Here is a 26,097-nt window from a genome sequence, read left to right on the forward strand (position 1 = left end):
GAGCCCCAGCGAGGCGAAAGCATGAGCATCAGTGACGTCGTGGATGTTGCCGGGGAAATGCACGGCACCGGAACCGAGGTGATCGGTGCCGCGGGCCCCGATGTGCGTCGGGTGCTGCTGGTTTGGGACGCCCCGAATCTCGATATGGGACTCGGCGCCATCCTCGGCGGCCGTCCGACCGCCGCCTATCGACCCCGCTTCGACGCGCTGGGCCGCTGGCTGCTCGCGCGCACCGCCGAGCTATCGGTGGGCAGCGTGACCCGGGTCGAGCCGGAAGCCACCGTATTCACCAATATCGCGCCGGGCACCGCGGATGTGGTGCGGCCGTGGGTGGAGGCGCTGCGCAATGTCGGCTACGCGGTCTTCGCCAAGCCCAAGATCGATGAGGACTCCGATGTCGACGCGGATATGCTCGCGCACATCGAGCTACGCAGTCGCGGCGCCGGACTGGCTGGCATCATGGTCGCCTCCGCCGACGGCCAGGCGTTTCGCGAACCACTCGAACAATTGGCCGCCAACGGAATCCCTGTTCAGATACTCGGCTTCCGTGAGCATGCGAGTTGGGCCGTCACATCCGATACCCTCGAATTCATCGACCTCGAGGACATCCCGGGCGTGTTCCGTGAACCGCTGCCCAGGGTCAGCCTCGACTCGCTGCCCGACGAGGGTGCCTGGCTGCAGCCGTTCCGGCCGCTGTCGGCGCTGCTCACCTCTCGCCCTGCCCAAGGAGTCGCTTAGTGTTCACACGCTGGGGCGATCTGGTCTATCGACTGCGCTTCGCCGTCATCGGCATTGTCGCGGCCGGACTCTTGGCACTTGGCGGCTATGGCCTCGGCCTAGAAGACCATCTCAGCTCCAGCGGGTGGGATGACCCGACATCGCAATCGGCCACAGCGGCGAAGATGTCCGACGAGGCGTTCGGACGCGATCACAACAGCGATGTCATCGTGCTGTACACCGCGCCGGACGGTAAGACGATTGATGATCCCGCATTCCGGCAGAAGATCGTCGACAGTCTCAACGGCCTGCCGAAGAACCATCCCGACGAGATCTCCAAGATCAACGGCGCCTACTGGCAGACCGAAACCGGTCCGGCCTCACCGTTGACGTTCGGTTCGAAGGATAAGAAGTACACCTTCGCCTCGATCGCCATCAAGGGCGACAACGACACCGATATGGTGCGCAACTTCCGGAAAGTGAAGGACGCCTTCGCCATTCCGGGCGTCGATGTGCAGGTCGCGGGTCTGCAGGCGGTGGCGGGCACGCTGAACGACACCATGGCCGCCGACCAGAAGCGGATGGAGATCCTGGCCATCCCCGCGGTCGCGGTGCTGCTGTTCTTTATCTTCGGCGGTGTGGTCGCGGCGGCGCTGCCGCTGATCGTGGGTGGTCTCACGGTGATCGGCGCCTGGGGCATCGTGCGCTTCGCCACCGAGTTCACCGAGGTCAACTCGTTTGTCTCACCGGTTGTTTCGATGATCGGTCTCGGTCTGGCCATCGACTACGGCCTGTTCATCGTGAGCCGGTTCCGCGAGGAACTCGCCGAAGGCTATGACACGCGCGCAGCCGTGCGGCGTTCGGTGATGACCGCGGGTCGTACCGTCGTGTTCTCCGCGACCATGATCATCGCCAGCCTCGGCGGCATGCTGCTGTTCCCGCAGGGCTTCCTCAAATCGATCGCCTACGGCTCGATCGCGACCGTCTCGCTGGCCGCGCTGACCGCCATCACCATTCTGCCCGCGATGCTCAGCATCCTGGGGTCGCGGGTGGATATGCTCGGGCTCAAGCGATTCCGCAAGACCAAGACCGCCGAGGAAGTCGAGAACGGCTTCTGGGGCAAGTCGACCCGCTGGGTGATGCAGCATCCGCTCAAGATCGCCATCCCGATCTGCATTCTGTTGCTGCTGTTGATCATTCCGGTCAAGAATTTGGCATTCGGCGGTATCAACGAGCGGTATCTGCCGCCGGACAATACGACGCGGCTCGCGCAGGCGAAGTTCGACTCGATCTTCCCGCTACGCAAATCCGATCCGATCCAGTTGGTCTTCGTCTCCGACAACAGCAATAACGTCGGCAAGGTGTGGGCCGCGGCCAAACAGGCGCCCGGCTTGAACGGCACATTCGACGTGCCTGCCCAGTCCAACACGAACAAGGAAGTGTTCCGCACCAGCGCGACCCTCGCGGATTCGGAGAATGCGGATCCGACCATCGAATATCTGCGCTCCCTCGAAATCCCGGACGACGTGCAGATGTATGTCGGCGGTCAGCCCGCGATCCAGAAGGACAGCATCGATGCGCTGCTGCATCGGATGCCGTGGATGATCGCGCTGGTCCTGTTCGTGACCACGCTGCTGATGTTCCTGACCTTCGGCTCACTGGTGCTGCCGATCAAGGCCGCGTTGATGAGCGCACTCGGACTGGGTTCCACGCTCGGCATTTTGACGTGGATCTTCATCGACGGGCACGGCGCGAGCCTGCTGAACTTCACCCCGCAGCCGATCATGTCGCCGGTGCTGGTGCTGATCATCGCGGTCATCTACGGTCTGTCGACCGACTATGAGGTATTCCTCTTGTCGCGCATGGTCGAGGCGCGCACCCAGGGGGCATCGACCACCGAGGCGGTGCGCATCGGTACCGCGCAGACCGGGCGGATCATCACCGCCGCCGCGCTCATCCTGCTCGTGGTGACCGGCGCGTTCGCGTTCTCCGATCTGGTGATGATGCAGTACCTGGCCTACGGCATGATCGCGGCGCTGTTCATCGACGCCACCATCCTGCGCATGCTGCTCGTCCCGGCCACCATGAAACTGCTCGGTGACGACTGCTGGTGGGCACCGGCGTGGATGAAGAAGGTGCAGCAGAAGGTCGGGCTCGGCGAGCCAATTCTCGACGATGAGCGGCCCGGTGGCGGTGAGGTCGTCGACCTGGTCAAGACCACGCCGATCACCGATCCGCCGACCATGCAGATGCCCGCGCTCTCCGATAACGCCGCGACCCGGACCCGCGGCCCGCGCCGTCCGCGCACGATCGAGGAGATCGAGGCCGAGGCGCCGACACAGCATCTGACCAAGATCCCGGCGGATCCGCCGGCGCCGCACGATCCGACACGGCCGCGGGTGAATCCGTCTGCGCCTCCCGTACCCGCTGTGCAGCCCGCGCGCCCGGCGGCCGATCCGGTCCCTCGACCGCGGCCGATGCCGAGGATTCCGGGGGCGTCCGAGCCGACGTATCCGATTCCCCCGACACCTGCGCCGATGCCGCCACCGCCGCCCGCCCAGCCCACACCATTGCCAACGGCTTCGTCGGACCACCCGGCCCATCACGCCGCGCCCGAACAACCCGCCACCCCACAATCGAATGACGACGTCCCGGACCAGAGCCGCAGCAGCATCGAAAACTGGATGGCCGAATTGCGCTCCAACCGCCGCGGCATCGGCAAACCCGACGAAGGCCGCCACCACAGCAGCGATGGCCGCACCGTAAGCGTGAACGAACTGCTGCGCCGCAGGGGTCGCGAGTAATCGACGTTCGGTGCGTCGAGAGGCTCCGCGTGACCGTCGAGAAGTACACCGGCGCTGCGATATTCAGGGGCTCGGCGCGGATCGTCAACCGGCATCGAGTGCCGCACGGTCGTAGTGGCGCGACGGAAGTACGCGACCGACGCCCCATGCCTGCTGGGCCAGCTCGAGGATTACCGTGGTCGCTGTAGGAACCGATCCGCTCGGCTGCCGCGCAGGCCTCGGCCGGGCGGCGGGGCCGAGCGTTTCCATATCCTGCGCGGCGAGATAGCGCCGGACGTCAACTCTGTAAGCCCGTTCGCGGCCCAGGTTGTGCGGTCAGCTACGCCAGCGCAGTGCGATGTCGGCTCTTCCGGAACGTGGCTGCACGATCGAGCTACCGGTGGCCCGGACGAGGCGAAGATCAGGAGCCGCGCGGTGCGTGTCACCAGAAGAACTGTGCGGCCGCAACTTTGGGTTGCGGCGGCACAGCTCTGGCAGCGGCGTGTGATGTCGACCGGATTCAGGGTGTGGATGCACGATCCAGCGACTGGGTGGCCTGTGCGTGCAGATGCGGTGGGCGTCAGCTGGTTGGGGCGTCGTCCGGATTTCGTTTCGGGGCACCGGCTTCGGCGAAGGCTCGGGCGTAGCGGGTGCCCGCGAGCAGGAGCAGGACGCCGACTATCAGGAAGGCGGCCACTCGGACGAGGCCGTCGAGGGTGGCGAGGTCGAACAGAAACAGTTTGGCCAATGCCGCTGCCGTGACGAGGAGTCCGGAGCCGAGGGCGAGTTTGGCCACCGCGGCCGAGCGGGACAGCTTGCGCAGGCCGAAGAGCAGCGCGGCGGTGGCTGCGGCCATCCAGATAATGGTGGCGGCGCTGTGGCCGATGATGAAACCGTCGGTGGCACCGGTTGCGATGCCGATCGAGACCGTCGCCGCGGTCACGGCATACAGGCCCGCGATGCTGGCGACGACGAACAGCGTCGATTCATCGGTGCTGCCCCTGGTCATGCCGGGGAGTCTCCTGGCGCACCAGACGCCCGTGGCGATCACGGCCAGTGCGAGGACTGCGCCCAATGCGGTCGAGATGCCCATGCGCTCCTGCGCGATCGGTTGTGTCGCAAGCGCTTCCGGCGTCACGGTGACGAAGTACGCCATGACGCCGACCATCGTATAGGCCGCGCCGAAGGCGGCGGTGACACGAGAGCGTTGCTGACCTGCCACCCCCAGGAAGCACAGCGCGGCCAGGAACAGCGCGATCGGCAGGGTCGACACCCTGGTGACTCCGAGGCAGGCTTCGAGCAGTGCGAACGCACCGGCTATCGCGGCGACGAGTGCGATCGATTTCGGAATCCGCACCAGCTCGCGCAGTTTCGGCACCATTGACAATGCCGCCACGGCCAAAAGCACCGCCGCATAGATCCCAGCGACCAGAGCAGCCGAGTGCCGCTCGAACAGCGCGGGTGCCGCCAAGAGCGGGACGGCCGACAGGGCGAAGGCCAGCGCGGCGACAATATCCCCGGATCGCTTGCGCACCACCAGGACACCGCCGACCAACCCGATCAATGCGATCGCCACCGCGGCGGTGAGCAGCCAGTAGACCCGGCCCGCTGCCGGATCACCGACCGCGGCCACCGCAATGGCGACCAAGGTGGCGAACGCAACCGGCACCGTGCGCACCACATGCAGCAACGGCCAGTCGCGTGCCAATTGCACCGGCACGCAGGTCAACTGCAGCACGATCAGGAAGGCGAGCAGTACCAATTCCGAGGTCACGAACGGCGACAACACCGCCGCACCCGCGACCACCAGCACCGCGAGCGGCTGCGACTGCCAGCGCATCGCCAACCCGACCCCGCCCGCGGCGACAGCCAGCGCCACCCCGAGCCCGACCACCGAATGCAGCCATCCGTAGATCGCCGTCACCGCAACCACATCCAGATAAGCTCCCGCAATACCCGTGGCCGCCAACGAAATTCCGCCGACCCGACCCCCGGCCCGCCCGAACACCCGAACCCCGACCCCGACCAAAACCGCCGAGAACACCACCCCGGCAACGACTCTCGGCACTTCACCGAAGAATCCGGCCTGCGCCGCAAGCACCAGCAGCATGACCACCCCGATCAGCGTCACCCCCACCCCGGCCACCGCCAATACCCGACTGATCATCCCCTCCTGTTGCCACCACGGCGTCCGCGCCGAACCCGCCCCACCCCGCACCGGCGGCCACATCCCCGGTGGAATCACCCCCGAACGCTGCGGCATCCCCATCGGCCCGTACCCACCGCGACCTCCCGTTGTTCCCAGCGGCACCCCCACCGGCTGCCCATACCCACCCGGAACTCCCGCCGTTCCCAGCGGCACCCCCACCGGCTGCCCATACCCACCGGGAGCTCCCACTGACCCGCCAGAAGCTGGCACGGCCGCCCAACCGGCCACCGCACCAGCGCCCGGTTGGACATAGCCGACCCCATACGCGGGCACAGGCTGTGCCCAACCCGAAGGCACAGCTGGCGGCACCGGAATCCGCCCCGTCTCCGGGGCAGGATCCGACGCGGACCGCTCCGCCGCCACCGCAGGTGCGGCAGACCCCGCACCCGAGGCAGGCGCACCAGGCACCCCACCCTGAGCAAGCACAGCTGGAGCGCCGGACACCGCAGCCTCACCAGGCACGTCATCCGCGGCGGGCACGGCTGCAGCATCTGGCACCGCGCCCGTCCCAGATACTCCCGGCGGCACAGCCTCCGGCGGCTGCTTCCGGTGACCCGCCAAGGCCCCTGAGACCGCGCCCTCGAAACCGAGCACTGCTGACGACGACGCAGGAACGCCGTGAATACCCGGAATCGCGGCAACCGCAGGCGCGCCATGAGCATCAAAGACAACCGCTGTCGCAGGCGTAGCGCCGGATATCGGCTCGGCCTGCTGCGCTCGGGAAGCGCCCGATGATTCCGTCGATGACACAGCCCTCGGGCTACCGGCCGCCCCAGAAGCTCCAGATCCGGCATCGGGTCTCGAGACCGCCGCCGATGCGCCGGGCACACTCGCAGACGAACTGGATGGCACGGGAACCGAATCGAGCGGCGAATCCACGGCAGTCGGTGCGTCCGCCGCATGTTTCGAAACATCAGATGCCGCAACCGAGCTCGCCGCGATCTGACAGCGCAGCAGATCCAGGTCTCGCCCCAGAACGCCCATTTGCGTCCCCAACGCGGTGAACTCCCCTGACAACCGCGAAATCAGCGCGGGATCGATAGACGTAGTCATGTCCCCAATGCTGATTCGCGCACCACGCCGAGACATGAGTAGAAATCCTCGGTGGGCCACAGATATCTACCCGACTTGCGGCGCCGCGTTGTTCGAAGGGTCCTACAGACTTACCCGGCGGGTCGCGCGATCGGCACCGCTCCAAGCCGACGAAGTCACTGGGATTGGTAGTCAACAGCGGTAGTTCACTGGCAATCGCCGTCGAGGCGATCATCAAGTCGACAAGACGCCTGCGGGGCTTGCGTCCGACGGCAACGACCGCGGCCGACACCCGGCCGTATACGCGGGCCGCTTCCACATCGAGTGCTACAGCGTGACACTCCGACTGACCCACACCAGCAACTGCAGGTGGGGTCAGTCGGGGCAGAGGCCTACCTGGTCGGCGCTCGCATCGTGGTGACCTGGTGGACCGCGTTGATCACCGCGGAGCGGGGTGGCATGCGCAGGACGCCGGGGGCCGGTTCGCCCGCCCAGTGCCAGCCGAGTTGGGAATCGGTGGTGGGGAGCATGACGTAGCGGCCGCCGGGGATGACGGTCACATGGTGTCCGGCCAGGCAGCGGCGCACGCTGATATCGACCGGACTCGATGGGCCCGGGGGTGCGACGAGGAAGGTCCAGGTGCGCTCGCCCGGATCGGCGACCACGGGGGCGGTGTAGCTGCGATCCAGCGTGGCGAGGACCTTGCGACCCAGGTCCGGTGGCATAACCAGGGCGCCGAGGATGGAGCCGGTGGTGATCATCGGGCGGCCTGCCAGCAGCTGAACCGGCAACCCGTACCGATGTCGCAGCAAATGCGCGACTTCATTGGGTGAGTGACAGCGCTCGAACATGGCTTACCCCTCACCGCCCCGGCGGACCGGGCAGCCCCCCGCACGTAGCGGGCCGTGCTGTTCGCGTACATGCCGGATGTGGCTTGCGAAGCTATTGGTGTGTGCACCCGGCTCGAGCGCGCGATCGGCGCGGAGAGCTCGCACGGTGGTATTCGGCATGGTGTTCATTGCCGCCGCCCTTTGCATTCTCAAAGTTGCAGAAAGGCAACGGTATTCCAACTGAGCGTGAACGAGTCGTACGTAATGTCCCACTTCGGGTGAGCGCAATCACTTAACGTCGTACGCTGAAACAAGGATGTAACAAAGGACTTGGCTACATGGACGATTCCTCGATCGGCGTGCGGATACGGCTCTTCCGCGGAAAGGCGCTCACCCAGCGCCAACTCGCCGACCAAGCCGGTGTCAGCGTGGACCTGGTGCGCAAACTGGAACAGGGTGGCCGCCAGACCGCGTCGATAGCCAGCCTCCAAAAACTCGCGCGTGCACTCGATGTCGACATCTCCGACCTGGTGGGCAAGCGGCACGGCATACCCTCCGGTAATCCGGACGCTGGCATCGTCGCGATCCGGCGCGCACTGACCCCGGTCGACGATCTGCTCGGCGAAATACCGGATGAGGACGCGATCGGCCTCGACGAGGCCGGTCGCGCAGTCGATTACGCATGGGGCGCCTACTGGACGGGCCGCTACGAGTTGCTGACCTCGATCCTGCCGTCGGGGCTCACCCAGCTGCGGGCCACGGTGCACGCCGCCCGCAACGGCACGGTCGCCCCCGCGAATGAACTGCTCGCCCGCATGTATTGGGTCACCGGCTGCACACTTGTGCACCTCGGCCAGACCGATCCGGCATTCCTGGCGATCCGGCAGGCACTGGCCGCCGCCGAACAAGGCAATGACCCGCTGCTGGCGGCCACCATCCGCGGCTCCGTCGCCTGGCAGTTGCTGGTGCAGGGCCGCTATGACGAATCGCGCAAGGTCGCGCTGCGTGCGGCGGCGAGCCTGGAACCCGAGGGCGAGCAGACCCTGGCGCATCTGTCCGCCTACGGGTCACTGGTATTGCAGGGTGCGACCGCGGCAGGCCGCGCACAGGACGTGCCCGAAGCGCTGTCGCTGGTCCAGGCGGCCGGTGAGGTCGCACTGCGCATCGGCACGGATCGGCACGACTACGAAACCTATTTCGGCCCTTCACAAGTCGTCATGCAGACCGTCGATGTGAATGTCAGCTCCGAACGCTATCCGGAGGCGCTGGCCGCCGCGAAGGATATGCCCGCGAATTGCGGTCTCCCACAGTCCTCCCGGGCCCGCCACCTCACCGACACCGCCGTCGCCCTGACCCGCACCGGCCAGCACCAGCGCGCACTCGACGCACTGCTCAATGCCGAACGCGTCGGCGGCGCCGACTGGATCAAATACCAGACCCTGCCGAGGCATATCGTCTCCGAACTGCTCGACCATGACCGCCGAGTCCCGCTGCGCGCCTTCGCCCGCCGCATCGGCGTCAACGACTAGACCGACGATCAGCTGCCCATCAACTTGCGCCACTGCGCGCGCAGGGTGTGTTTGGCGGTCACCGAGCCGAAGCGGATCCGGCCCTGGACGACCAGGTGCAGCGGGCCGAAGGGCGGGCCGGTGCGGACCTTGTTGTTGACACTGGAGCCGATCAGGTCGACGCCATTGAGGTCGACGGTGGCCTCGGCGGGGACGATCAGGGTGAGCGAGCTCAAATAATCGTCGACATTCACCTCGACGACCTGCGTGGACATGATCGCCTCGGTGAAGTCGAGGGTGACGCCGGACAGCCAGTTGTTCAGGTGCAGCGATGGCGCGACCTGCCATGGCCCGCGGCGATTGACGCCGGACAGGCGGCTGCGGATCACATTGCCGGGCGTGGCATGCGACGGAACCGACGGCGGCGGTGATACCGGCCGCTTCACAAAGCCGGGGGTGGCGTTGACGAATGTCGACGGCGGTGCGGCGGGCTGACCGATGAGCCGGACACCGGGCAGATCGACCAGTACGGCATTGAGCTCACCGCGGGTCTTGGCGGCCAGCGCGGTATCCATCCGCTCGGTGAATTCCCCGAGTGAGAGCATGCCGAGCCCGACCGCCCGCTGCAGCAGTTGGCCGACGTGCTCGCGTTCGGCGTCGGAGACGCGCAGTTCACGGTCGCCGACCACGTCACCGGAGCCGACGCCATTGGATACCGATTCGGGGCCGCCCATGAATTCGAGATTACCGAGCCCTCGGTGTCAGGTGCATCAGGGCAATCCCCGATTCCAGCGTCCACCCAACTCGAATCCATCGGCCCCCATCTCGCATCCGGGCATTACGGGCATCCGATGCCGACGGTCCCTGGCCCGAGCCCGTCACGATCGCCACAGTAGCGAGGAAGAAATCAGTGGCCGAACTCCTAACGGCCGCCGAGCCGATATCGCGCTATTCGAGACCCTGCTCGATCGCATAGCGGGTCAGCTCGACGCGATTGGCCAACTGCAACTTGCGCAGTGTCGCCTGCACATGGTTCTCCACCGTCCGATGACTGAGCCCGAGCCGGGAGGCGATCTGCTTGGCGGACAAGCCCTTCGCCACCATCCGCAACACCTCGGTCTCGCGCTCGGTGAGCGCGGGCCGATGCGGTTCATCCGGTTGCGCGGGCACAGTCGCCATTCGCCGGTACTCGCCGAGCACCAACCCGGCCAGTCCGGGTGTGAATACCGGCTGCCCCGCCGCGGTGGCCCGCACGGCCTCGATCAGCTCGCTGGCCGACGCGCTCTTCACCAGATATCCGCAGGCCCCCGCCTTGATCGCGTCCAGCACATCATCGCGCTCGGCCGAGGCGGACAAGACGAGCACCCGACTCTGCGGCGATACCCGCAGCACCTCCGCGGTGGCCTGCGCCCCGTTCCCATCGGGCAGCTGCATATCCATCAGCACCACCGCGGGCCGCACCGCCGCCGCCCGCCGGGTGGCCGATCCGACCCCGTCCGCGGTGGCGGCCACCTCGAATCCGGCCTCGGCCAGATCCCGCGAGACACCGTCGCGCCACATGGGATGGTCATCGACCACCATGACCGAAATCGTCTCGGCCGCATCGCCATCGGTCACACCGCACCTCCTGTACGTGGAACCCGGAACTCCCATTCGGTGCCGAATCCGACACCGCCCGCCTCCTCGGTCAGCAGCACCGCCGTCCCACCCAACGTTTCGATCCGGCCGACAATGGAACGCGAAACACCCATGCGCCCTTCGGCTTCCGCCTCGGCCAGCCGACCCGGCGCAATACCGACGCCGTCATCGCGCACACTGATGATCAACTCGTCGCCGGTATCCTCCAGCAACACATAGGCTTTCGCCTCGGGGCCGGCATGCAGTGCGACATTGGACAGTGCGTTCGCCACCGCCGCTGCGATCTCACCCGCCGTCCAACGCCCCACCCGCACGGGCTCACCAGGTGTCGAAACGAATACCGATGGCGTCGCGTGCGCGGTGAGCAGCGGTCGTAGATCGACATCGGCGCCACCGGTGTCCCCGTGTTTGCCCTGTTCGGAGATCAGCACCCGCAGCGCCACTTCCTGTTCCGCGGCCCGCTGTGCCAGTTCCTCGGTGGGCCCGCCGATCTCGTTGCCGCGCCGTTTGATGTAGCTGAGCACCTGCAGTACACCGTCGTGCACCTCACGGGCCAGCCGCTCCCGTTCCTCGGCAGCCGCCGTGAGCCGCACGGCCTGTTCCAGCTGTCCTTGGGCGCGCCGCGCGGTATTGGCGGCGAGTCCGAGCGCGAGACCGATGGAGACGAGCACCGGTGCGGTCGCATCGGCCCACACGTCCTGTCCCCATTGTTCGCGCACCGTGACGATCACCGCCGCGATGAGCAGACCGGAGAGCACACCGGCCAGCGGCCCGCGCAGAATCGCCGCCGAGACAACGGCATTGGCGACCCACAGCGTGGTCGGCAGCGTCTGATGCCCGTGGTACCAGCTGTAATCGGCGACCAAGCGGGTCGAGGCGATGAGTGCGACAACCACCACGTGGTCGCCGATCACCACCCACCACCGCAACCGCGCCACATCGGGAAAATGCCACTGCGACAACATGAATGCCGAGGTGCCGGACCACACCGCCATCACCGCGATCAGCACCCAGCTCAGCTGCTGGTGCTGGTAGTACTGCACCGATGCGACCTGCTGGCCGACCGCGTAGAGCAGTGTGACCAGCCGCAACGCCTGTACGGCCCGCCACAGCGGCGCGGTCGCCGCGTCGGCCGCGCTCAGTTCGGCAGGTCGGACCTCAGTCTGGTCCGGCCGCGTCATCGGTCTTGTCCCCACCCGGGTGCTCCCTGGCCGCCTCCCGCGCCAATGTCGGCTCCACGTCGAACCGGCCCGGTTCCGGTTTATCCGGCTCCGCCGAATACATTCTGTGCCCTTCGCCGGTGTGCAGTTCCTCGAACGCCTCCTCCGGGTTCTCGGACAGCAGTGACCGGATCGCGGTATTCATCACCGCGACGAACGGCACCGCCAGCAAACCGCCCGCGATCCCGCCGAGCACGATGCCGGCGGCAATGGCCAGCACCACCGCCAGCGGATGGATGCTCACGGCCCGCCCGAGCAGCAACGGCTGCAGCACATGGCTCTCCAGCTGCATCACCGCGATGATGATGCCGAGCACGATCAGCGCGGTCACCCAGCCCTGGGTCACCAGCGCGATGAAGACCGCGATGGTCCCGGCCAGGAAGGCACCGACGATCGGAATGAACGCGCTGATGAACACCAGCGAGGCCAGCGGCAGCGCCAGCGGTACCCCGAGGATCGCCAGGCCGGCACCGATGCCGATGGCATCGACGAGCGCGACGACCACGGTGGCGCGGACGAATCCGACCAGCGTGCCGAAGCCGAGTTGCCCTGCGGTGCGCACCTTTTCCCGATGCGGTGTCGGCACGATCCGGGTGACGAAGTGCCAGATCTGATCGCCGCTGTAGAGGAAGAAGATCAGAATGAACAGCGTCAGGAACGCGCCGGTGAGGACGTGCCCGATCACCGTCGCGGTGGTCAGCGCCCCGCTGGTGAGACCCTCCCTATTCGATTGGATCGTCTTGACGATCGTGTCGCCCGCATTCCGGATCTGTTCATTGCTCAGATGCGGCGGACCATTGATCAGCCAGTCCTGAATCTCGTGAATGCTGTGGGTGATTTCGTCGGACAGCTGCGGCACACCCTCGACGAACTGTTCGACGACGAAGGTCATGATGCCCGCGACCACGCCGATCGATCCGACGAGCGCGACGAAGACCCCCACCGCCCTGGGCACCCCGAGCCCTTGCAGCCAATCCACCAGCGGCGCCAGCAGTGCGGCGGCCAGCAACCCGATGGCGAGCGGGATCACCACCGTCGCCAAGCGCTGCACCACCGCCGAGAGCGCGATCAGCGCGGCGAACATCACCAATAGCCGCCACGACCACTCCGCGGAAACCCGGACGAACGGGTGGACGGAATCAGCAGCCGACCGCACAGCAGTGGCTTTCCCCGTAGCACTTACCTTCTGGTCGGTCACCTTCGCGAGCCTAATCGGCGGGGACCGCCGCGGATATGCTCACATGATCGAAACGCTAGATTGGTCACGTGTCAGCGCCTTTGGAAGCGGTCAAACAGACCATGCGAACGCGCTGGCCGCTGTACCTGACATCGATGCTGTTGGCCAATGCCTTCGGTGCGGTCCTGGTGTGGGCGTTCATCCAATATGGACTCCCGGTTCCCGAGGGTGAGGCGGCCAGTGCGCGACGCACTGGCCTGGTGATTCCCGGTCTGGTCTTCACCACCGGCGGTCTGCTGAGCCTGGCCGCCTCGGCACTGATGCTGCGTCCGGTCATGCGCTGGCAGATGCGCGGCGGGCCGCCGAGCCGACAGGAGCAGATGGCCGCACTGCACGCGCCGCTGCGACAGGCGATCCTGCATCTGGTGCTGTGGCTGATCGGCGGCGCCATCCTGGCGGCCACCATCATCGCGGACGCGCCGGAACTGGCGGGCGCGGTCATCGTCACCGAATGTATGGCCGCGACGATCGTATTCGGCTTCACCTACATGCTCGGCGAACGGATTCTGCGACCGGTCGCCGCCGAGGCACTGACCGAGGGTTCGTTCGACCGTTCGCTGACCCCGGGCGTCGGCACCAGAATGGCGATGACCTGGGGCATGGGCACTTTCGCCCCCACCATCGCCATTGTGCTGCTGTGCGTCACCCAGATCTCGTCGGATGTGAAATTCTCGGCGCAGTCGCTGGCCATCTCCATCCTGCTGCTGTGCGGTGTGGTGATCATGCAGGCGCTCGCGCTGTCCATGCTCACCGGATCCAGCATCTCCGATCCGGTGCGCCAGCTCAGCCAGGCCATCGACCGGGTGCAGGAGGGTGCCCGGGACGTGCAGGTCGAGGTATTCGACGGCAGTGAGATCGGGCTGCTGCAGGTCGGCTTCAACCGCATGATGGAAGAGGCCGCCAAACGCCGCGAGCTGCAGGAACTCTTCGGTCAGCATGTTGGCGAGGAGGTGGCGCAGCGCGCTCTGGACTACGGCACCGAACTCGGCGGGGAGACCCGGTTCGTGGCCGTGCTGTTCGTCGATATGGTCGGCTCCACCGCGACCGCGGCGGAGCGCCCGCCGACCGAGGTGGTCAGCCTGCTCAACGAGTTCTTCCGGATCGTCGTCGACGTCATCGACCGGCACCACGGATTCGTCAACAAATTCGTCGGCGATGCCGCGCTGGCGATCTTCGGTGCTCCGCTGGATCGACCGGACGCACCGACCGCCGCCCTGGCCGCCGCGCGTGAACTGCGCGAAGCCCTGCGCGAGGTGCCCGGACTCGATATCGGTATCGGGGTATCGGCGGGTCTGGCGGTCGCCGGAAATATCGGTGCCGCAAACCGTTTCGAATACACCGTGATCGGCGATCCGGTGAACGAGGCATCGCGACTGACCGAACTGGCCAAGGATCGCCCCGGCCGCGTACTCGCCTCCGGCAGCGCGCTGTATTTCGCCGATGAAAGTGAGCAGGACTTTTGGCTGACAGGAGACGAAGTCCAGCTGCGCGGGCGGCGGCGCAAGACCAGGTTGGCCTGGCCGAAGGACGGCACCGCGGTGCGAGCGACGGAACAGGACGAGCCGGCCTGGGTTGCTACGGAGGGCTCCGGCGATTAGATCCCGGCTCCGCACGTCGATGCAGACATCGAAACAATCGGTTAGTTAGGCTGACCACGTGACGGCCAACGGGGAACTAGCAGGCGATCCGGCACCGCCGCCGCCTGAGGACCCGACCGACAGACCGACGAAGCGGGGCCAACGGGGGAGGTTCTGGTGGGTCAAATGGGTCGCCGGTATCGCATTGCTGGCATTGCTCATCGGCGAGGGTTACTACCTCTGGCCACGATTGCACGATTCCTGGAATAAGCTCACCGAAATTCACTGGGGCTGGGTCGCCGCCTGTATCTGGATGGCCGCGCTGTCGATGAGCGGATTCAGCCGGGTTCAGAAACAACTGCTGCACGCGGGCGGCGTCGATGTCCGCCAGCACAAATCCGTCGCCGTCGTCTACGGCGCCACCGCGATGTCGGTGACGCTGCCCGCCGGACAGGTGTTTTCCACCGCCTTCACCTATCGCCAGACCCGCCGCTGGGGCGCGAATCCGATCGTCGCCTCCTGGCAGTTGGTGATCTCCGGCGTGGTGGCCACCGCCGGACTCGCCCTGCTCGGCGTCGGCGGCGCACTGCTGGTCGGCAATCAGGTCGGACCGTTCAAACTCATCCTGTCGGTGGCCGGTGTGATCGCGCTGGTGTGGGCGGGCAACCACCTGTCGAAGAATCCCGGCGCGCTGGAGGCCGTACTGCGCCGCGGCCTCGCACTGCTCAATCGAATCCGCAAGAGGCCCGCCGACCAGGGCATGAGCAAGATCGCCGATATGCTCGCGCAGCTGGAATCGGTGGATCTGGGCAAGCGCGACGGCCTCCTGGTCGCGGGCTGGGCGCTGGTGCACCGCTTCGCCGATGTGGCCTGCCTCGGCGCGGCCTGCTACGCGATCGGCGCCGATCCGAAGCTGGCCGGTCTGCTCATCGCGTTCACCGCGGGTAAGGCCGTCGGTTCCATCCCGTTCGCACCCGGCGGCATCGTCTACGTCGACGCGACCCTCATCTACGGCCTCACCGCGGGCGCCGCCCTGCCCGCCTCCCAGGCCGTCGCCGCCGCTTTCGTCTACCGCCTGGTGAGCTTCATCCTGGTCGCGATCATCGGCTGGATCGTCTTCGCCTTCCTGTTCCGCACCCCACAGGCCGACGATGCGGAATTCGAGAAGGAATTCGAGCAGCGCCGGACGCTGTGACATCGGGGCATACCGAGCGGGGCTCGACCGGCAGGTTGCCGCATCCGAGCGACCGAAACGGGCACTACTACGCTGGCCCGCGTGAAGAAACTGGTGCCGTTGCTGGTCGATGCACTGCTGGTGGTCCTGTTCTGCGCGATCGGCAGGCGCAGCCATGATGAGGCGATACTCACCGGACTGCTGAAGACGGTGTGGCCGTTCGGGGTGGGACTCGCGATCGGCTGGGTGGCGGCCGTCGCCGTCGCGAGCCGGATGCGCGGCGCAGAGGGGCGCGGGGCGCACTTCGACGGGACCGCCCTGTGGCCGACCGGCGTTCTGGTCTGGTTCGGCACGCTCTGCGGCGGCATGGTGCTGCGCGTGATCAGCGGTCAGGGCACGGCGTTCAGTTTCATCATTGTCGCGGCATGTGTGCTGGCGCTGTTCCTGCTCGGCTGGCGCGCGGCCAGCAAGGTCGTCAACTGAGGCATCAGGGCTCCGGAGAGGCCAGGTATTGGAGCATCCTGGCCGCCATCCGCGCGGTCGCGTCACCGCTGTCGGTGTCATTGATGTGGATCGCGAAGGCCAGATCCCCCGCAATCGCGATGAGCCAACCGTCATTGCCCGCGGTGGCCGCGAATCCGGTGACATCGCGGAACGGCCGCAGCGGCGCGAATTCCGGTCGGCCCGCGCCCTCGCGCAACAGCCCACGCAGCCGGTCGGTCAGCTCCGGTGACATGCCGCCGACCTGGGCGTCGGTGGTGCTCGGCCGGCCGGCCTCGATCTTCGGCGGCAGCACCTGTCCGCGCGCGATGGCGGCCGCGGCGATCGCCATGCCGAAGGGACTGGCCAGCACCGCATCCGTACCGCCGCCCTGACGGACCTGCTCGGCACTGCGGCCCGCGACCGCGACCCGCCCGGTGACCTCATCGAGTCCAGGCACCTTGTAATCGACGCCAACACCGAGATTCGGCGCGGCCTCGGCCGCATCCGGCACCGAAACGTCCTGCGGTGCCTTGTTCTTCTGGACCGAGGCGACCGTGCGGAACAGGTCGATATTGGTGCCGACCGGATACAGCCCGGTGAAGGCGACCGAACCGTGCTCGCTGGCCTGCGTGTTCTGCGCGACCGCGACGACAGCGCCGCTGGAGGGCTGGATCGCCACGATCGAGGCGGGCGTGCCCACGCTCACCACCGCATCCTCGGCGGCGCGCTGCAGGCGCTGATCCATGGTGGCCGCGATATCCGGACCGGGCGGTCCCTGATATCCGGCGATCTGCCCGACGAAGCGACCGTCCTGTTCGAAAACCTGCACACCCCAACCCGAGTGCTGATCCTGACTGTCCTGCCACACCTTGCGCAGCGCGTCCAGCATCGGCGACCAGGTCCGGCGGTCGGCGGAGATGAGCCGCGGCTGCTTCTCCATCACCACGCCGGGCACCCGGGCCATCGCGGGCTCCAGAATCGCGAAATCGGGTTCGCGCAGATTCACCGCGACAATCGGCTTGCCCTGCGAGCTCGACAGTTGCTGCAGCAGCGACGGTCCGGTGATCAGCGGCGCGACCGGTGCGATGGCCTTGGCCAGTGCGTCGGTCGAGGCGACCGGATCGGTCGTCTTGGCCGGGTCGAGCTTGATCACATTGATGACCTGTTCGGTCATCAACGCGTCGCCGACGATATCGCTGACCCGGGGTGGCGGGGCGGGTGTGGTGCGCACGAGGCGGACCGTGCGGTTGTGGTCCAGTTGCGGCATGACGACGGCGGGATCCCAGGAGATCCGCCAGCCGATCGCCAACTTCCGCACATTGCCCTGCAGGCTGTACTTCCAGGTCTTGTTCTCGCCGAAGTTCCAGGCGACGTCCATGCTGAACAGTCCGCCCTCGGGGCCCAGGCCGATGAATTGGGTCTTCTGGTAGTCGACCTTGCCCGGCTGCAAACCCGCGAACATTTGCTTCAGCGTTGCTGAAGCGGCGGTGGGATAGGAGGTCAGCTCCGCCGCCTTGGCATAGTTCTGATTGTCGAGCAGTTCGGTGAAGCGGTCTACGACACTTTCGGCCTCATTGCGTTTCTGGTCGGTTCCACACGATCCGATCGTGATAGCCAGTGCCGCCGCCCCCGCGAGTGCGATTGCGCCCCGGACGCGATAGCGGCGGGATCCCCACACATCCATGTCGCCCACTCTTTACTCTTGTCACTCCAGTAACAAGACCACCGTACCTGAAATTAGTTGTCCGCCGTGCCGCCGCAGCCCGGACGTTACCCATGCTCAGCATCTCCGATTGTGCCCGAAACCCTTGCCTCGAGTGGCTGATCATAGGCGTTCCCCGGTCCCGCCGCGACACCCGGCGCCGCAACCGTACCGGCCGGAACGCAAAGTCGGACGAAAACGGCGTACGTCGGCGTTTCGGGGGCGAAGGACCCCGTTGACCAGCGCACACCCTCTCTGGGGCGTACCCCTGCCGCCTTTCCCCGAAACCGTTCGCACAGAGCGGAACCATGCACACCATTTGCGAAGTAATCTTGTAATCAATCAAATATACCCAGCACAGTAAGTAGGTGATTCTCAAATGAGGCACGATCATCGGGGACGGGGCTTCGGACGACCGGGCGGCTGGCAGCAGGCCGATCTGCCCGACCCAGCGGATGCCCCCGACTGGTTCGCCGGACGGTTGCCGAGCGACTGGTTCACCGGGCAGCCCGTCATCGAAATCGACCGCGACGAAATCGTCGTGATCGGTGAACTGCCGATCCAGCAGCCGGAAAAGCCGGCGGTATCGGAACAGGCCGACGCCGACGCGCCCGCCGAGGAGGTGCCGGCCGCGACGAAGGAGGGCGCCATCGCCCGATTCCGCGAGACCACCCGCCCGGCGCGGATGCGGATCGCGGACGAGGCCCAACGCCGGTACGGGCGCAGCGTGGCCTGGGGCGTCTCGGTGGATGGTGAGCGAACCATGTTCACACACTTGGCCGTTCCGGTCATGACCCGGTTGCGTCAGCCGGAGCGCAAGGTGCTCGACACACTCGTCGATTCCGGTGTGGCCCGGTCGCGGGCGGATGCGCTGGCCTGGACGGTGAAGTTGGCGGGCAAACACGCCGAGGCCTGGCTCGAGGAGCTGCGCACCGCGATGCGGAAGGTGGATGACCTGCGGTCGGAAGGTCCGCAGGGACTCTAGATCGGATCGTCGAGCGACCTACTGGCAGTCGTTGCGGCTAGGGTCTTGTCCATGTCGACACCCGGTCCGATCCTGGTTCTCAACGGCCCCAACCTCAATATGCTCGGCACCCGCCAGCCGGAGGTCTACGGGTCGGCCACGCTCGACGATGTCGTCGAGCTGTGCAGGCAGACCGCCGCCCGGTACGGCCGCGAGATCGATGCGTTCCAGTCGAATTCCGAAGGAGCGCTGATCGATCGGATCCATAGGGCGCGCGGCATCGAATCCGGCATTGTCATCAATCCCGGTGGGCTGACGCACACTTCGGTGGCGCTGCGTGATGCGCTGGTGATTCCGGAACTCCCCATCGTCGAGGTGCACATCAGTAATGTGCATGTGCGCGAGGAGTTTCGGCATCACTCCTACATTTCCCCCATCGCCACCGCGGTGGTCGCCGGAATGGGCATCCATGGCTACGCCGCCGCCATCGAATTCCTGATCAAGCGCTAGGCGGCGGTTGGACCGGACCAGGCGGGAACTGCTCCCGCCCAGCGGCGTAGCGCCCCGCGCAACGCCGCACCCATCGCATTTCGGACACGCCGATCATTGAACGCTTCGAGTTCGACCGAATTGCTCTGCCGCACTATGCAAGCCGGAAAACCGGGAACCCCGGTGCGATCTCGGCCAACTGGGCATCGCTGGCGTCCTTGGTAACCCCCTCGAAAAACTTCCCCACCTCCCAGCCCCACTTCTGCAGGTAGAGCCGCAACAACGGCACCTTGTCCGCATCCGCCACCTCGGTCGCGGTAAACGCCTCGACCTTGCGCCCCAATCGCAACTCCCCACTGCCCGCAACCCGCAAATTCCGCACCCACTGCGTATGCCCCCGCGGCGCAACCAGATACCGAGCGCCATCGGCGTCGGTCAACAGATTCACCATCGTCGTCCGCCACTCCCCACTCTTACGCCCCCGCACAGCCAACAACCGCGACCCCATAACACTGATCCCGAGCCGAGGCAGCCAGTTGGCAATCCGATTCATGATCGGATCAAACCCAGCAGGACCGATGTACCGAGTGCTGGCATCCATCATTCTCTCCTTTTGTGAGCACCGCTCTCTATTGAGACCAGTGTTCCACGCTCCCCCTCTCCCAGTCAAGAGCACTGCTCTCCCCTCCCGGAACGCCCGCGAGAATGCGCTCATGCAGGGGTTTTCTCAGTGTTTGCCTGCACCAGCGCATGATGATCACTTGTCCAGACCGAGGGTTAGGAGGTGAGGAGGGGGGTTCCGGTTTCGAGGAGGGTTTTGAGGTTGGAGAGGATGGCGGGCCAGCCGCCGCTGATGCCTTCGAGGACTTGACTGTCGGAGGGGAAGCCGTCGTGGACGACGGTCAGCTTCACGAGTTCGGTACCGGCGGGTTCGAGTTCGAAGGTGACCCTCGAGCGGGGTTCGCGTGCCCATGACGCGACGTCGTCCGGGTTCATTTCGAAGGCTGTGGCGAAGGCGGGGTCGAAGGTGTGCCAGGTGTAGGACAGCTTCCTATACGGATCCGATTCCAGGACGAGCTGTTCGGGGTCCTTGCTGGTCCACTCCCTTTGGTGCCAGACCATTTCCGAGCCGGGCTGCCAATCGGTATCGAAGCTCGCGCCCCAGTAGCGGTTGGTGAAGGTGGGGTCGGTGAGCGCTTGCCAGAGCTTCTCGGGGGTGGTCTTGATGTAGGTGGCGTAGACGAATGCGTTGTCGCTCATGGGGTTTGCCTCCAGTGCTCGTTTCAGGTCGGCGATGGCGTGGACTCGGGCGCGGTGGTAGCGGGTGATCCAGCGGTCGGCTATCGCGTTGATGGGTTCGGCGTTGAGGTAGTGCAGTTTTTCGCGGCCGCTGCGGCGGGTGGTGATCAAATTGGCCGCCTCCAGGACCGCGAGGTGCTTGCTCACCGACTGGCGGGCCATATCCAGTTCGGCGCACAGCTCGCGCAGGGTTTGTCCGTTGCGCGTGTTGAGACTGTCGAGCAGCCTTCTGCGGCTCGGATCGGCGAGCGCCTTGAATACCTCGTCCATACCACCTTCTTCGAGATATGCAGCCAGCAAGCTGCATTTCTAACAATAGGCAGCCCCTTGGCTGCATGTCAATGGCGGAACGCTCGAAAACAGCATTGTCGCTGCGCTATGTAGTAGATATGCTATGAATCATCCCGATCTCACAACGGGAGGATGAGATGACACTGGGTGACGGCGTCGCGCTCGACGTCGAGAAACTGCGCATGCGATACGGCACGACCGACGTCCTGCACAATGTGACGTTCCAGGCGCGACCGGGCGAGGTGCTGGTACTGCTCGGACCGAATGGCGCGGGCAAGACCACCACCATCGAAATTCTGGAGGGCTTCCGCATGCGCTCCGCGGGCCGCGTCGAGGTACTCGGTATGGATCCCGCGCAGGGGAACGAAGCCTGGCGGGCCCGGATCGGCGTGGTCCTGCAGTCGTGGCGCGACCACGCCAAATGGCGAGTGCGCGAATTACTTTCGCACCTCGGCACCTATTACGCGCCCTACCGCACCGGGACGATCCAACGGCCTTGGGACACCGACGAACTCATCGCCGCCGTCGGTCTCACCGAACAGTCGAACAGCAAGATCGGATCGCTGTCCGGCGGACAGCGTCGCCGCATGGATGTCGCGATCGGCATCGTCGGCCGTCCCGAACTGCTGTTCCTCGACGAACCGACCGCGGGCTTCGATCCACAGGCCCGACGCGAATTCCACGATCTGATCCATCAACTCGCCGACGACCGGACCACCATCCTGCTCACCACCCACGATCTCGACGAGGCCGAGAAGCTCGCCGACCGCATCATGATCCTGGCCGGTGGCCGGATCATCGCCGATGGCTCGGCCGACGAACTGTCGCGGCGCATCGCGGGCGAGGCCGAAATCCGTTGGACCCACAATGGACAGCGATTCGTGCACACCACCACCGAGTCGACCAAATTCGTCTACGAGCTGTTCGGGCAGCACGGCGAGGAGATAGGCGAACTGGAGGTGCGGCGCGCCTCGCTCGAGGACACCTACATGAAGCTCGTGCAGCAGTACGAATCCGGCAGGCTCGAAACCGAGGTCCATGCACTGGAGGAGGTCGTGCGATGAACCCGATCGACACCGCGGTCCGGGCCGGAACCCGGCGCGGACTGATCGAGCTGCGACAAATGCTCACCACTCCCCAGGACCTGTGGGGCTTGCTGTTCTGGCCGGTCACCATGGTCATCGTGCTGTTGTTCATGCGCGATGCGAAATTCCAGGCGAGCGGCCTCGGGCTCGGATCACTGGCCCTGCCGAGCATCCTCGGCATGCTCGTTGCCTTCAACGGCATGTTCGCCATCGCCCAGATGCTCACCATGGAGCGCGAGGACGGAACACTGTTGCGCGCCAAGGCGACACCGAACGGCATGGTGGGCTATCTGATCGGCAAGATCGTTACGACCGCGGGTTGGGTGGTCGTCCCGTTCCTTGTGATATTGATACCCGGGCTCTTCCTGGTCGACGGCACGGCGATGGACAGCGTCGGCTCCTGGCTGAGCCTGATCGGCATTGTGGCGCTCGGCATGATCGCGACCATGCCCGCCGGCGCGGTGCTCGGATCGCTGTTCAGCAATCCCCGCAATATCGGGTTCCTCTCGCTGCCGATCATGGGCATTGTCGCCATCTCCGGCATCTTCTACCCGATCACCTCGATGCCGGGCTGGCTACAGGGCATTGCGCAGGTGTTCCCCGTCTACTGGGTCGGCATCGGCATGCGCGCGGCGATGCTGCCGGGCGATGCGGTCGCGGTCGAACTCGGCCACTCCTGGCGACATCCGGAAACCATTGCCGTGCTGGGCGTCTGGGCGGTGGCCGGATTGCTGCTGGCCCCGGTGGTGCTGCGCAGGATGGCACGTCGCGAGTCCGGGTCGAGCGTGGCGGCACGCCGCGAGAGGGCGATTCAGCGTGCCTACTGAGGTCATCTACAACCGCATCGCCATGTTGCGGGCCGAGCGCGGTATCTCCCGACGGGAGTTGGCCGAGGCGCTCGGCGTGCACTATCAGACGATCGGTTACCTCGAGCGCGGCGAGTACAGTCCGAGCCTGCATCTCGCATTGCGGATCGCGGCATACTTCGAAGTGGCGGTGGAGGTTATCTTCTCCACCAGCCCCTTCCCGCGTCTCGGCTCGGCCGCCGAATCGGCGCGGATCGTCGGCGACTAACCCGATGGTTCGCGAATTCGGCTCGAGGGCACCGCGATTCAGTCCCGCTGACCGGCGAACAGCTGGTACACCGGAACCGCCTTGCCCGCCTGCTCGCTGGCCGCGATGGCACGCCGCCACAGCCCCTGCGATGCGTGCGAGAGTGTCGCGTCGACGCCGACCTCCTCGCTGGCCTCGATAATGTGCTGCGCGCCAGCGTCCATCATCTTCAGGCTGGCCAGGGTGCCCCAGCCGCCCGCCTTCGCCGCGGCCGCGAAATCCTCGATGAAGTACGGGTACGCGGCGGCCGAGCGCAGTGCGAAGGGCAGGAACTGGTCGATGCTGTGACCGGACTTCTCGATCACCGCGAGCGCCTGGTCGAAGGCGAGCATCCATGGATGGAAGATGATCAGTCCGGCCTGGTAGAAGACCTGCGCGAGCCCGTCGTCGACACCGAGGTATTCCTGTGGGCTCAGCGGACGCAACAGTTCGGCGTGCGCGTCGAAGACCTGCTGGGGACCGCTGTAGAAGATGAACGACGCCGGATGCGCGATATTGTCCCCCGCCGACATGACGCCGCCGGAGATGAACTCCGCACCGTGCTCGCGCACCCAGGCCGCACCCTTGCGGGCCTTTTCCGGAGAATCCGAGGACAGATTCGCGATCACCTTGCCCGGCAGGTGGTCGGTCGCCTGGCCGAGCACGTCGTACATGGCGGCGTAGTGGGTGAGGCTGAGCACGGACACCTCGTTGGCGTCGAGCGCCTCGGCGACCGTGGCGGCCCGCTTCGCGCCGAGTTCGACCATGGCGTCGACCTTGTCGGTGCTGCGGTTCCACACCGTCACCTCGATACCGGCGTCCAGGAAGGCCCGGACCATGGCCTGGCCCATCGGCCCGAGGCCGAGGACGGAGACGGATCCAGCGGTGGTCTGTTCGGACATTGTGTGTCCCTTCGGTTCTCGTTCGATCGGTTGTCGGCTGACCCTTTCGAGCGACCTGCATGCAGTCGCAACGGCCAGAGTCCATGGTCGTTATCGCAGGTAGGGTCGGGAAGACCGAACGTTGAGGTGTGGTTGCTTACCTCGAGGTTCGAATTCAGCTCAGAAGGGTGCGGTGGATATGAGCAGTGACGCAGGTCACGAGGTGTGCGGCATGTCGGTTGCGATCGATGTCGTCGGCGGCAAATGGAAGCTGCATCTGATGTGGGTGCTCGGCGCCGGGCCACAGCGCTTCGGCCGGATTCGCAAGCAGCTCACCGGCGTCAGCGAAAAGGTCCTCGCCGAGAACCTGCGCCACCTCGAAGCCAGCGGTGTGGTTCACCGCGAGGTCTTCCCCGAAGTCCCCCCGCGCGTCGAATACTGCCTCACCCCACTCGGTGCAGAACTCGCGGTGGCCCTGCGCCCGCTAGAGGCCTGGGGCGATGCCCACCGCGACGAACTGCTCGGCAACCTGCTCGCCGCGGCGGGCTAGCGGTCGACCCCGCATCCAGGGCGCGCGCCGATCAAATTCGGATGTTGTCCACGGCTATTCGTTCGCCGACGCGGGCGAGCAGCCGGGCCGCATCGGCGATGCAGCGGGCCGGATCCGGCTCCAGATCGGCCAGGGCGTAGCAGGCGGTGAAGCCCGCCGCTCGGATCTCATCGCGGGTCAACTGCGCTCGGCCGACGGCCGCCACCACCGCGACGCCCGCCTTGCCCGCCACCTCGCGGACGCCGATCGGGGCCTTGCCGTGCAGACTCTGCGTATCGAGGCAACCCTCGCCGGTGACGACGAGGGCGGCACCGTCGAGAAGTGCTGGGAAATCGAGGAGTTCGAGTACCACCTCGATGCCACTGCGCACCTGCGCGCCGAGCACCGCCAAAGCGCCGAAGCCGGTGCCACCCGCCGCGCCCGCACCTGGGACATCCGCGAATTCCGGTGCGAGGACGGTCGCCCAGTTCGTCAGCGCCGCCTCGAGGATGGGCAGATCCGACGGCGTCGCCCCCTTCTGGGGCGCGTACACCGCGACCGCGCCGGTCGGGCCGAGCAGGGGGTTGTCGACATCGCAGGCCAAAGTGAAGTTCGCAGCCGAAATGCCCGGATGCAATCGGGTGCGATCCACTCGCGCGGCATGCACCAAAGCGGCACCGCCCGTGGGCAATTCATTGCCGTCGGCGTCCAGGATGCGCGCACCGAGGGCCTGCAGCATGCCCGCACCGCCGTCGGTGGAGGCGCTGCCGCCGAGGCCGAGGACGATATCGGTGGCGCCGCGATCCAATGCGTGCGCGATGACGACGCCGAGTCCATAGGTGTGCGCACCGAGCGGATCGGGTTTCCCCGCCGGCAGTTTCGTCAGTCCGACCGCCGCGGCCAATTCGACTACCGCGGTGGTCCCCTGCACCGCATAGGCCGCGGTGTCGGCCGCTCCCGTTGGCCCCGGCGCATCGACCTCGATCCGCTCCCAGCCCGCCGCTACGAATGCGTCGACGGTTCCGTCACCGCCGTCCGCGACCGGCACCTGCCGGATCCCGGCGTCCGGGCATGCGCGCGTGATGCCAGCGGCCAGCGCCGCCGCCACCTCGGGCGCGGTCAGCGAGCCCTTGAACTTATCCGGGGCGATCACCACTCGGAGCGCGGACGTCATTCCCACATTGTCCGGGGTGGTTCCGACGGGCGCACGTCGGGCAGAACACGCCCAGCCCACCGTCGGTGGAGGCCGTTCGCTCGGGGTGGAGTCCGGATCCAGGTGCGAGTCATGGCCCAGCTGCGAGTGGTCGATGCCACCGGTCTCGCCACATCGAAACCCCAGCGCACCGGCCGAAATACC

General features: G+C 66.3%; 23 protein-coding genes. 12 read left to right on the plus strand and 11 right to left on the minus strand.

Annotated elements, in window-relative coordinates:
• The first annotated feature begins 57 nt into the window (after positions 1 to 57).
• Positions 58 to 738, plus strand: coding sequence for an NYN domain-containing protein (locus ACQP0C_RS40155; protein WP_433734795.1), 681 nt, complete (start codon positions 58 to 60; stop codon positions 736 to 738).
• Positions 738 to 3,521, plus strand: coding sequence for an MMPL family transporter (locus ACQP0C_RS40160; RefSeq protein WP_433728875.1), 2,784 nt, complete (start codon positions 738 to 740; stop codon positions 3,519 to 3,521). Before ACQP0C_RS40155 ends, ACQP0C_RS40160 begins: the two co-directional genes overlap by 1 nt.
• 559 nt (positions 3,522 to 4,080) lie before the next feature.
• Here ACQP0C_RS40160 and ACQP0C_RS40165 read toward each other — a convergent pair.
• Together ACQP0C_RS40165 and ACQP0C_RS40170 are read right to left on the minus strand one after the other, a co-directional pair.
• Positions 4,081 to 5,745, minus strand: coding sequence for a DUF2339 domain-containing protein (locus tag ACQP0C_RS40165; protein WP_433728877.1), 1,665 nt, complete (start codon positions 5,743 to 5,745; stop codon positions 4,081 to 4,083).
• A 1,388-nt stretch (positions 5,746 to 7,133) separates the two neighbouring features.
• Positions 7,134 to 7,592: a hypothetical protein gene (locus ACQP0C_RS40170; RefSeq protein WP_433728880.1), complete on the minus strand. Its 459-nt coding sequence runs from the start codon at positions 7,590 to 7,592 to the stop codon at positions 7,134 to 7,136.
• Between the two features lie 317 nt (positions 7,593 to 7,909).
• On the opposite strand from ACQP0C_RS40170, the gene ACQP0C_RS40175 reads away from it, so the two are divergent.
• Positions 7,910 to 9,100, plus strand: coding sequence for a helix-turn-helix domain-containing protein (locus tag ACQP0C_RS40175; RefSeq protein ID WP_433728883.1), 1,191 nt, complete (start codon positions 7,910 to 7,912; stop codon positions 9,098 to 9,100).
• 8 nt (positions 9,101 to 9,108) lie between these two features.
• Here the strand turns inward: ACQP0C_RS40175 and ACQP0C_RS40180 are convergent, their stop codons facing one another.
• From ACQP0C_RS40180 to ACQP0C_RS40195, 4 genes are all read right to left on the minus strand, one after another.
• Positions 9,109 to 9,813, minus strand: coding sequence for a DUF1707 SHOCT-like domain-containing protein (locus ACQP0C_RS40180; protein WP_433728885.1), 705 nt, complete (start codon positions 9,811 to 9,813; stop codon positions 9,109 to 9,111).
• Positions 9,814 to 10,027: 214 nt separating this feature from the next.
• Complete coding sequence (locus ACQP0C_RS40185) at positions 10,028 to 10,732, minus strand: response regulator (protein ID WP_433728887.1); 705 nt, start codon at positions 10,730 to 10,732, stop codon at positions 10,028 to 10,030.
• Positions 10,693 to 11,898 (minus strand): MacS family sensor histidine kinase, encoded by a 1,206-nt coding sequence (gene macS, locus ACQP0C_RS40190; RefSeq protein ID WP_433728889.1) that lies wholly within the window; start codon positions 11,896 to 11,898, stop codon positions 10,693 to 10,695. Before macS ends, ACQP0C_RS40185 begins: the two co-directional genes overlap by 40 nt.
• Positions 11,876 to 13,135, minus strand: coding sequence for an AI-2E family transporter (locus tag ACQP0C_RS40195; RefSeq protein WP_433728890.1), 1,260 nt, complete (start codon positions 13,133 to 13,135; stop codon positions 11,876 to 11,878). Before ACQP0C_RS40195 ends, macS begins: the two co-directional genes overlap by 23 nt.
• Positions 13,136 to 13,236: 101 nt before the next feature.
• Here ACQP0C_RS40195 and ACQP0C_RS40200 point away from each other — a divergent pair, with 101 nt between their 5' ends.
• From ACQP0C_RS40200 to ACQP0C_RS40210, 3 genes are all read left to right on the plus strand, one after another.
• Positions 13,237 to 14,772, plus strand: a complete 1,536-nt coding sequence (locus tag ACQP0C_RS40200) for an adenylate/guanylate cyclase domain-containing protein (protein ID WP_433734796.1) — start codon at positions 13,237 to 13,239, stop codon at positions 14,770 to 14,772.
• A gap of 58 nt (positions 14,773 to 14,830) precedes the next feature.
• Positions 14,831 to 15,946, plus strand: coding sequence for a lysylphosphatidylglycerol synthase transmembrane domain-containing protein (locus ACQP0C_RS40205; protein ID WP_433728891.1), 1,116 nt, complete (start codon positions 14,831 to 14,833; stop codon positions 15,944 to 15,946).
• Between the two features lie 81 nt (positions 15,947 to 16,027).
• Positions 16,028 to 16,408: a DUF3054 domain-containing protein gene (locus ACQP0C_RS40210; RefSeq protein WP_433728893.1), complete on the plus strand. Its 381-nt coding sequence runs from the start codon at positions 16,028 to 16,030 to the stop codon at positions 16,406 to 16,408.
• 4 nt (positions 16,409 to 16,412) lie between these two features.
• Here the strand turns inward: ACQP0C_RS40210 and ACQP0C_RS40215 are convergent, their stop codons facing one another.
• Positions 16,413 to 18,092, minus strand: a complete 1,680-nt coding sequence (locus ACQP0C_RS40215; RefSeq protein ID WP_433728895.1) for an NTF2-like N-terminal transpeptidase domain-containing protein — start codon at positions 18,090 to 18,092, stop codon at positions 16,413 to 16,415.
• Positions 18,093 to 18,489: 397 nt separating this feature from the next.
• Here ACQP0C_RS40215 and ACQP0C_RS40220 point away from each other — a divergent pair, with 397 nt between their 5' ends.
• Complete coding sequence (locus ACQP0C_RS40220) at positions 18,490 to 19,095, plus strand: hypothetical protein (RefSeq protein WP_433728897.1); 606 nt, start codon at positions 18,490 to 18,492, stop codon at positions 19,093 to 19,095.
• 51 nt (positions 19,096 to 19,146) lie between these two features.
• The gene (gene aroQ, locus ACQP0C_RS40225; protein WP_433728899.1) at positions 19,147 to 19,584 is read left to right on the plus strand and encodes a type II 3-dehydroquinate dehydratase; all 438 of its coding nucleotides are present in this window, start codon (positions 19,147 to 19,149) and stop codon (positions 19,582 to 19,584) included.
• A gap of 133 nt (positions 19,585 to 19,717) precedes the next feature.
• Here aroQ and ACQP0C_RS40230 read toward each other — a convergent pair whose 3' ends face one another.
• Together ACQP0C_RS40230 and ACQP0C_RS40235 are read right to left on the minus strand one after the other, a co-directional pair.
• Complete coding sequence (locus ACQP0C_RS40230) at positions 19,718 to 20,164, minus strand: nitroreductase family deazaflavin-dependent oxidoreductase (RefSeq protein WP_433728902.1); 447 nt, start codon at positions 20,162 to 20,164, stop codon at positions 19,718 to 19,720.
• Positions 20,165 to 20,340: 176 nt separating this feature from the next.
• A complete protein-coding gene (locus tag ACQP0C_RS40235; RefSeq protein ID WP_433728905.1) occupies positions 20,341 to 21,132 on the minus strand; it encodes an ArsR/SmtB family transcription factor in 792 nt (263 codons plus the stop codon).
• Between the two features lie 158 nt (positions 21,133 to 21,290).
• Here ACQP0C_RS40235 and ACQP0C_RS40240 point away from each other — a divergent pair, with 158 nt between their 5' ends.
• The 3 genes from ACQP0C_RS40240 to ACQP0C_RS40250 are packed head-to-tail and all read left to right on the plus strand — an operon-like array spanning position 21,291 to position 23,312.
• Complete coding sequence (locus ACQP0C_RS40240; RefSeq protein WP_433728907.1) at positions 21,291 to 22,217, plus strand: ABC transporter ATP-binding protein; 927 nt, start codon at positions 21,291 to 21,293, stop codon at positions 22,215 to 22,217.
• Complete coding sequence (locus ACQP0C_RS40245; protein ID WP_433728910.1) at positions 22,214 to 23,065, plus strand: ABC transporter permease; 852 nt, start codon at positions 22,214 to 22,216, stop codon at positions 23,063 to 23,065. The genes ACQP0C_RS40240 and ACQP0C_RS40245 overlap by 4 nt, the downstream gene beginning before the upstream one ends.
• Positions 23,055 to 23,312: a helix-turn-helix transcriptional regulator gene (locus ACQP0C_RS40250; protein ID WP_433728912.1), complete on the plus strand. Its 258-nt coding sequence runs from the start codon at positions 23,055 to 23,057 to the stop codon at positions 23,310 to 23,312. Before ACQP0C_RS40245 ends, ACQP0C_RS40250 begins: the two co-directional genes overlap by 11 nt.
• A 38-nt stretch (positions 23,313 to 23,350) precedes the next feature.
• On the opposite strand, the gene ACQP0C_RS40255 is transcribed toward ACQP0C_RS40250, so the two are convergent.
• Positions 23,351 to 24,232: an NAD(P)-dependent oxidoreductase gene (locus tag ACQP0C_RS40255; RefSeq protein WP_433728914.1), complete on the minus strand. Its 882-nt coding sequence runs from the start codon at positions 24,230 to 24,232 to the stop codon at positions 23,351 to 23,353.
• A 178-nt stretch (positions 24,233 to 24,410) separates the two neighbouring features.
• Here ACQP0C_RS40255 and ACQP0C_RS40260 point away from each other — a divergent pair, with 178 nt between their 5' ends.
• Entirely contained in the window at positions 24,411 to 24,761 is a 351-nt protein-coding gene (locus ACQP0C_RS40260; RefSeq protein WP_433728917.1) for a winged helix-turn-helix transcriptional regulator, read from the plus strand.
• Between the two features lie 31 nt (positions 24,762 to 24,792).
• Here ACQP0C_RS40260 and ACQP0C_RS40265 read toward each other — a convergent pair whose 3' ends face one another.
• Positions 24,793 to 25,914, minus strand: a complete 1,122-nt coding sequence (locus ACQP0C_RS40265; RefSeq protein ID WP_433728919.1) for a glycerate kinase — start codon at positions 25,912 to 25,914, stop codon at positions 24,793 to 24,795.
• Positions 25,915 to 26,097 lie beyond the last annotated feature (183 nt).

Origin of the sequence: Nocardia sp. CA-129566 (genome assembly GCF_050956075.1) — a bacterium.
Classification (GTDB): Bacteria; Actinomycetota; Actinomycetes; order Mycobacteriales; family Mycobacteriaceae; genus Nocardia.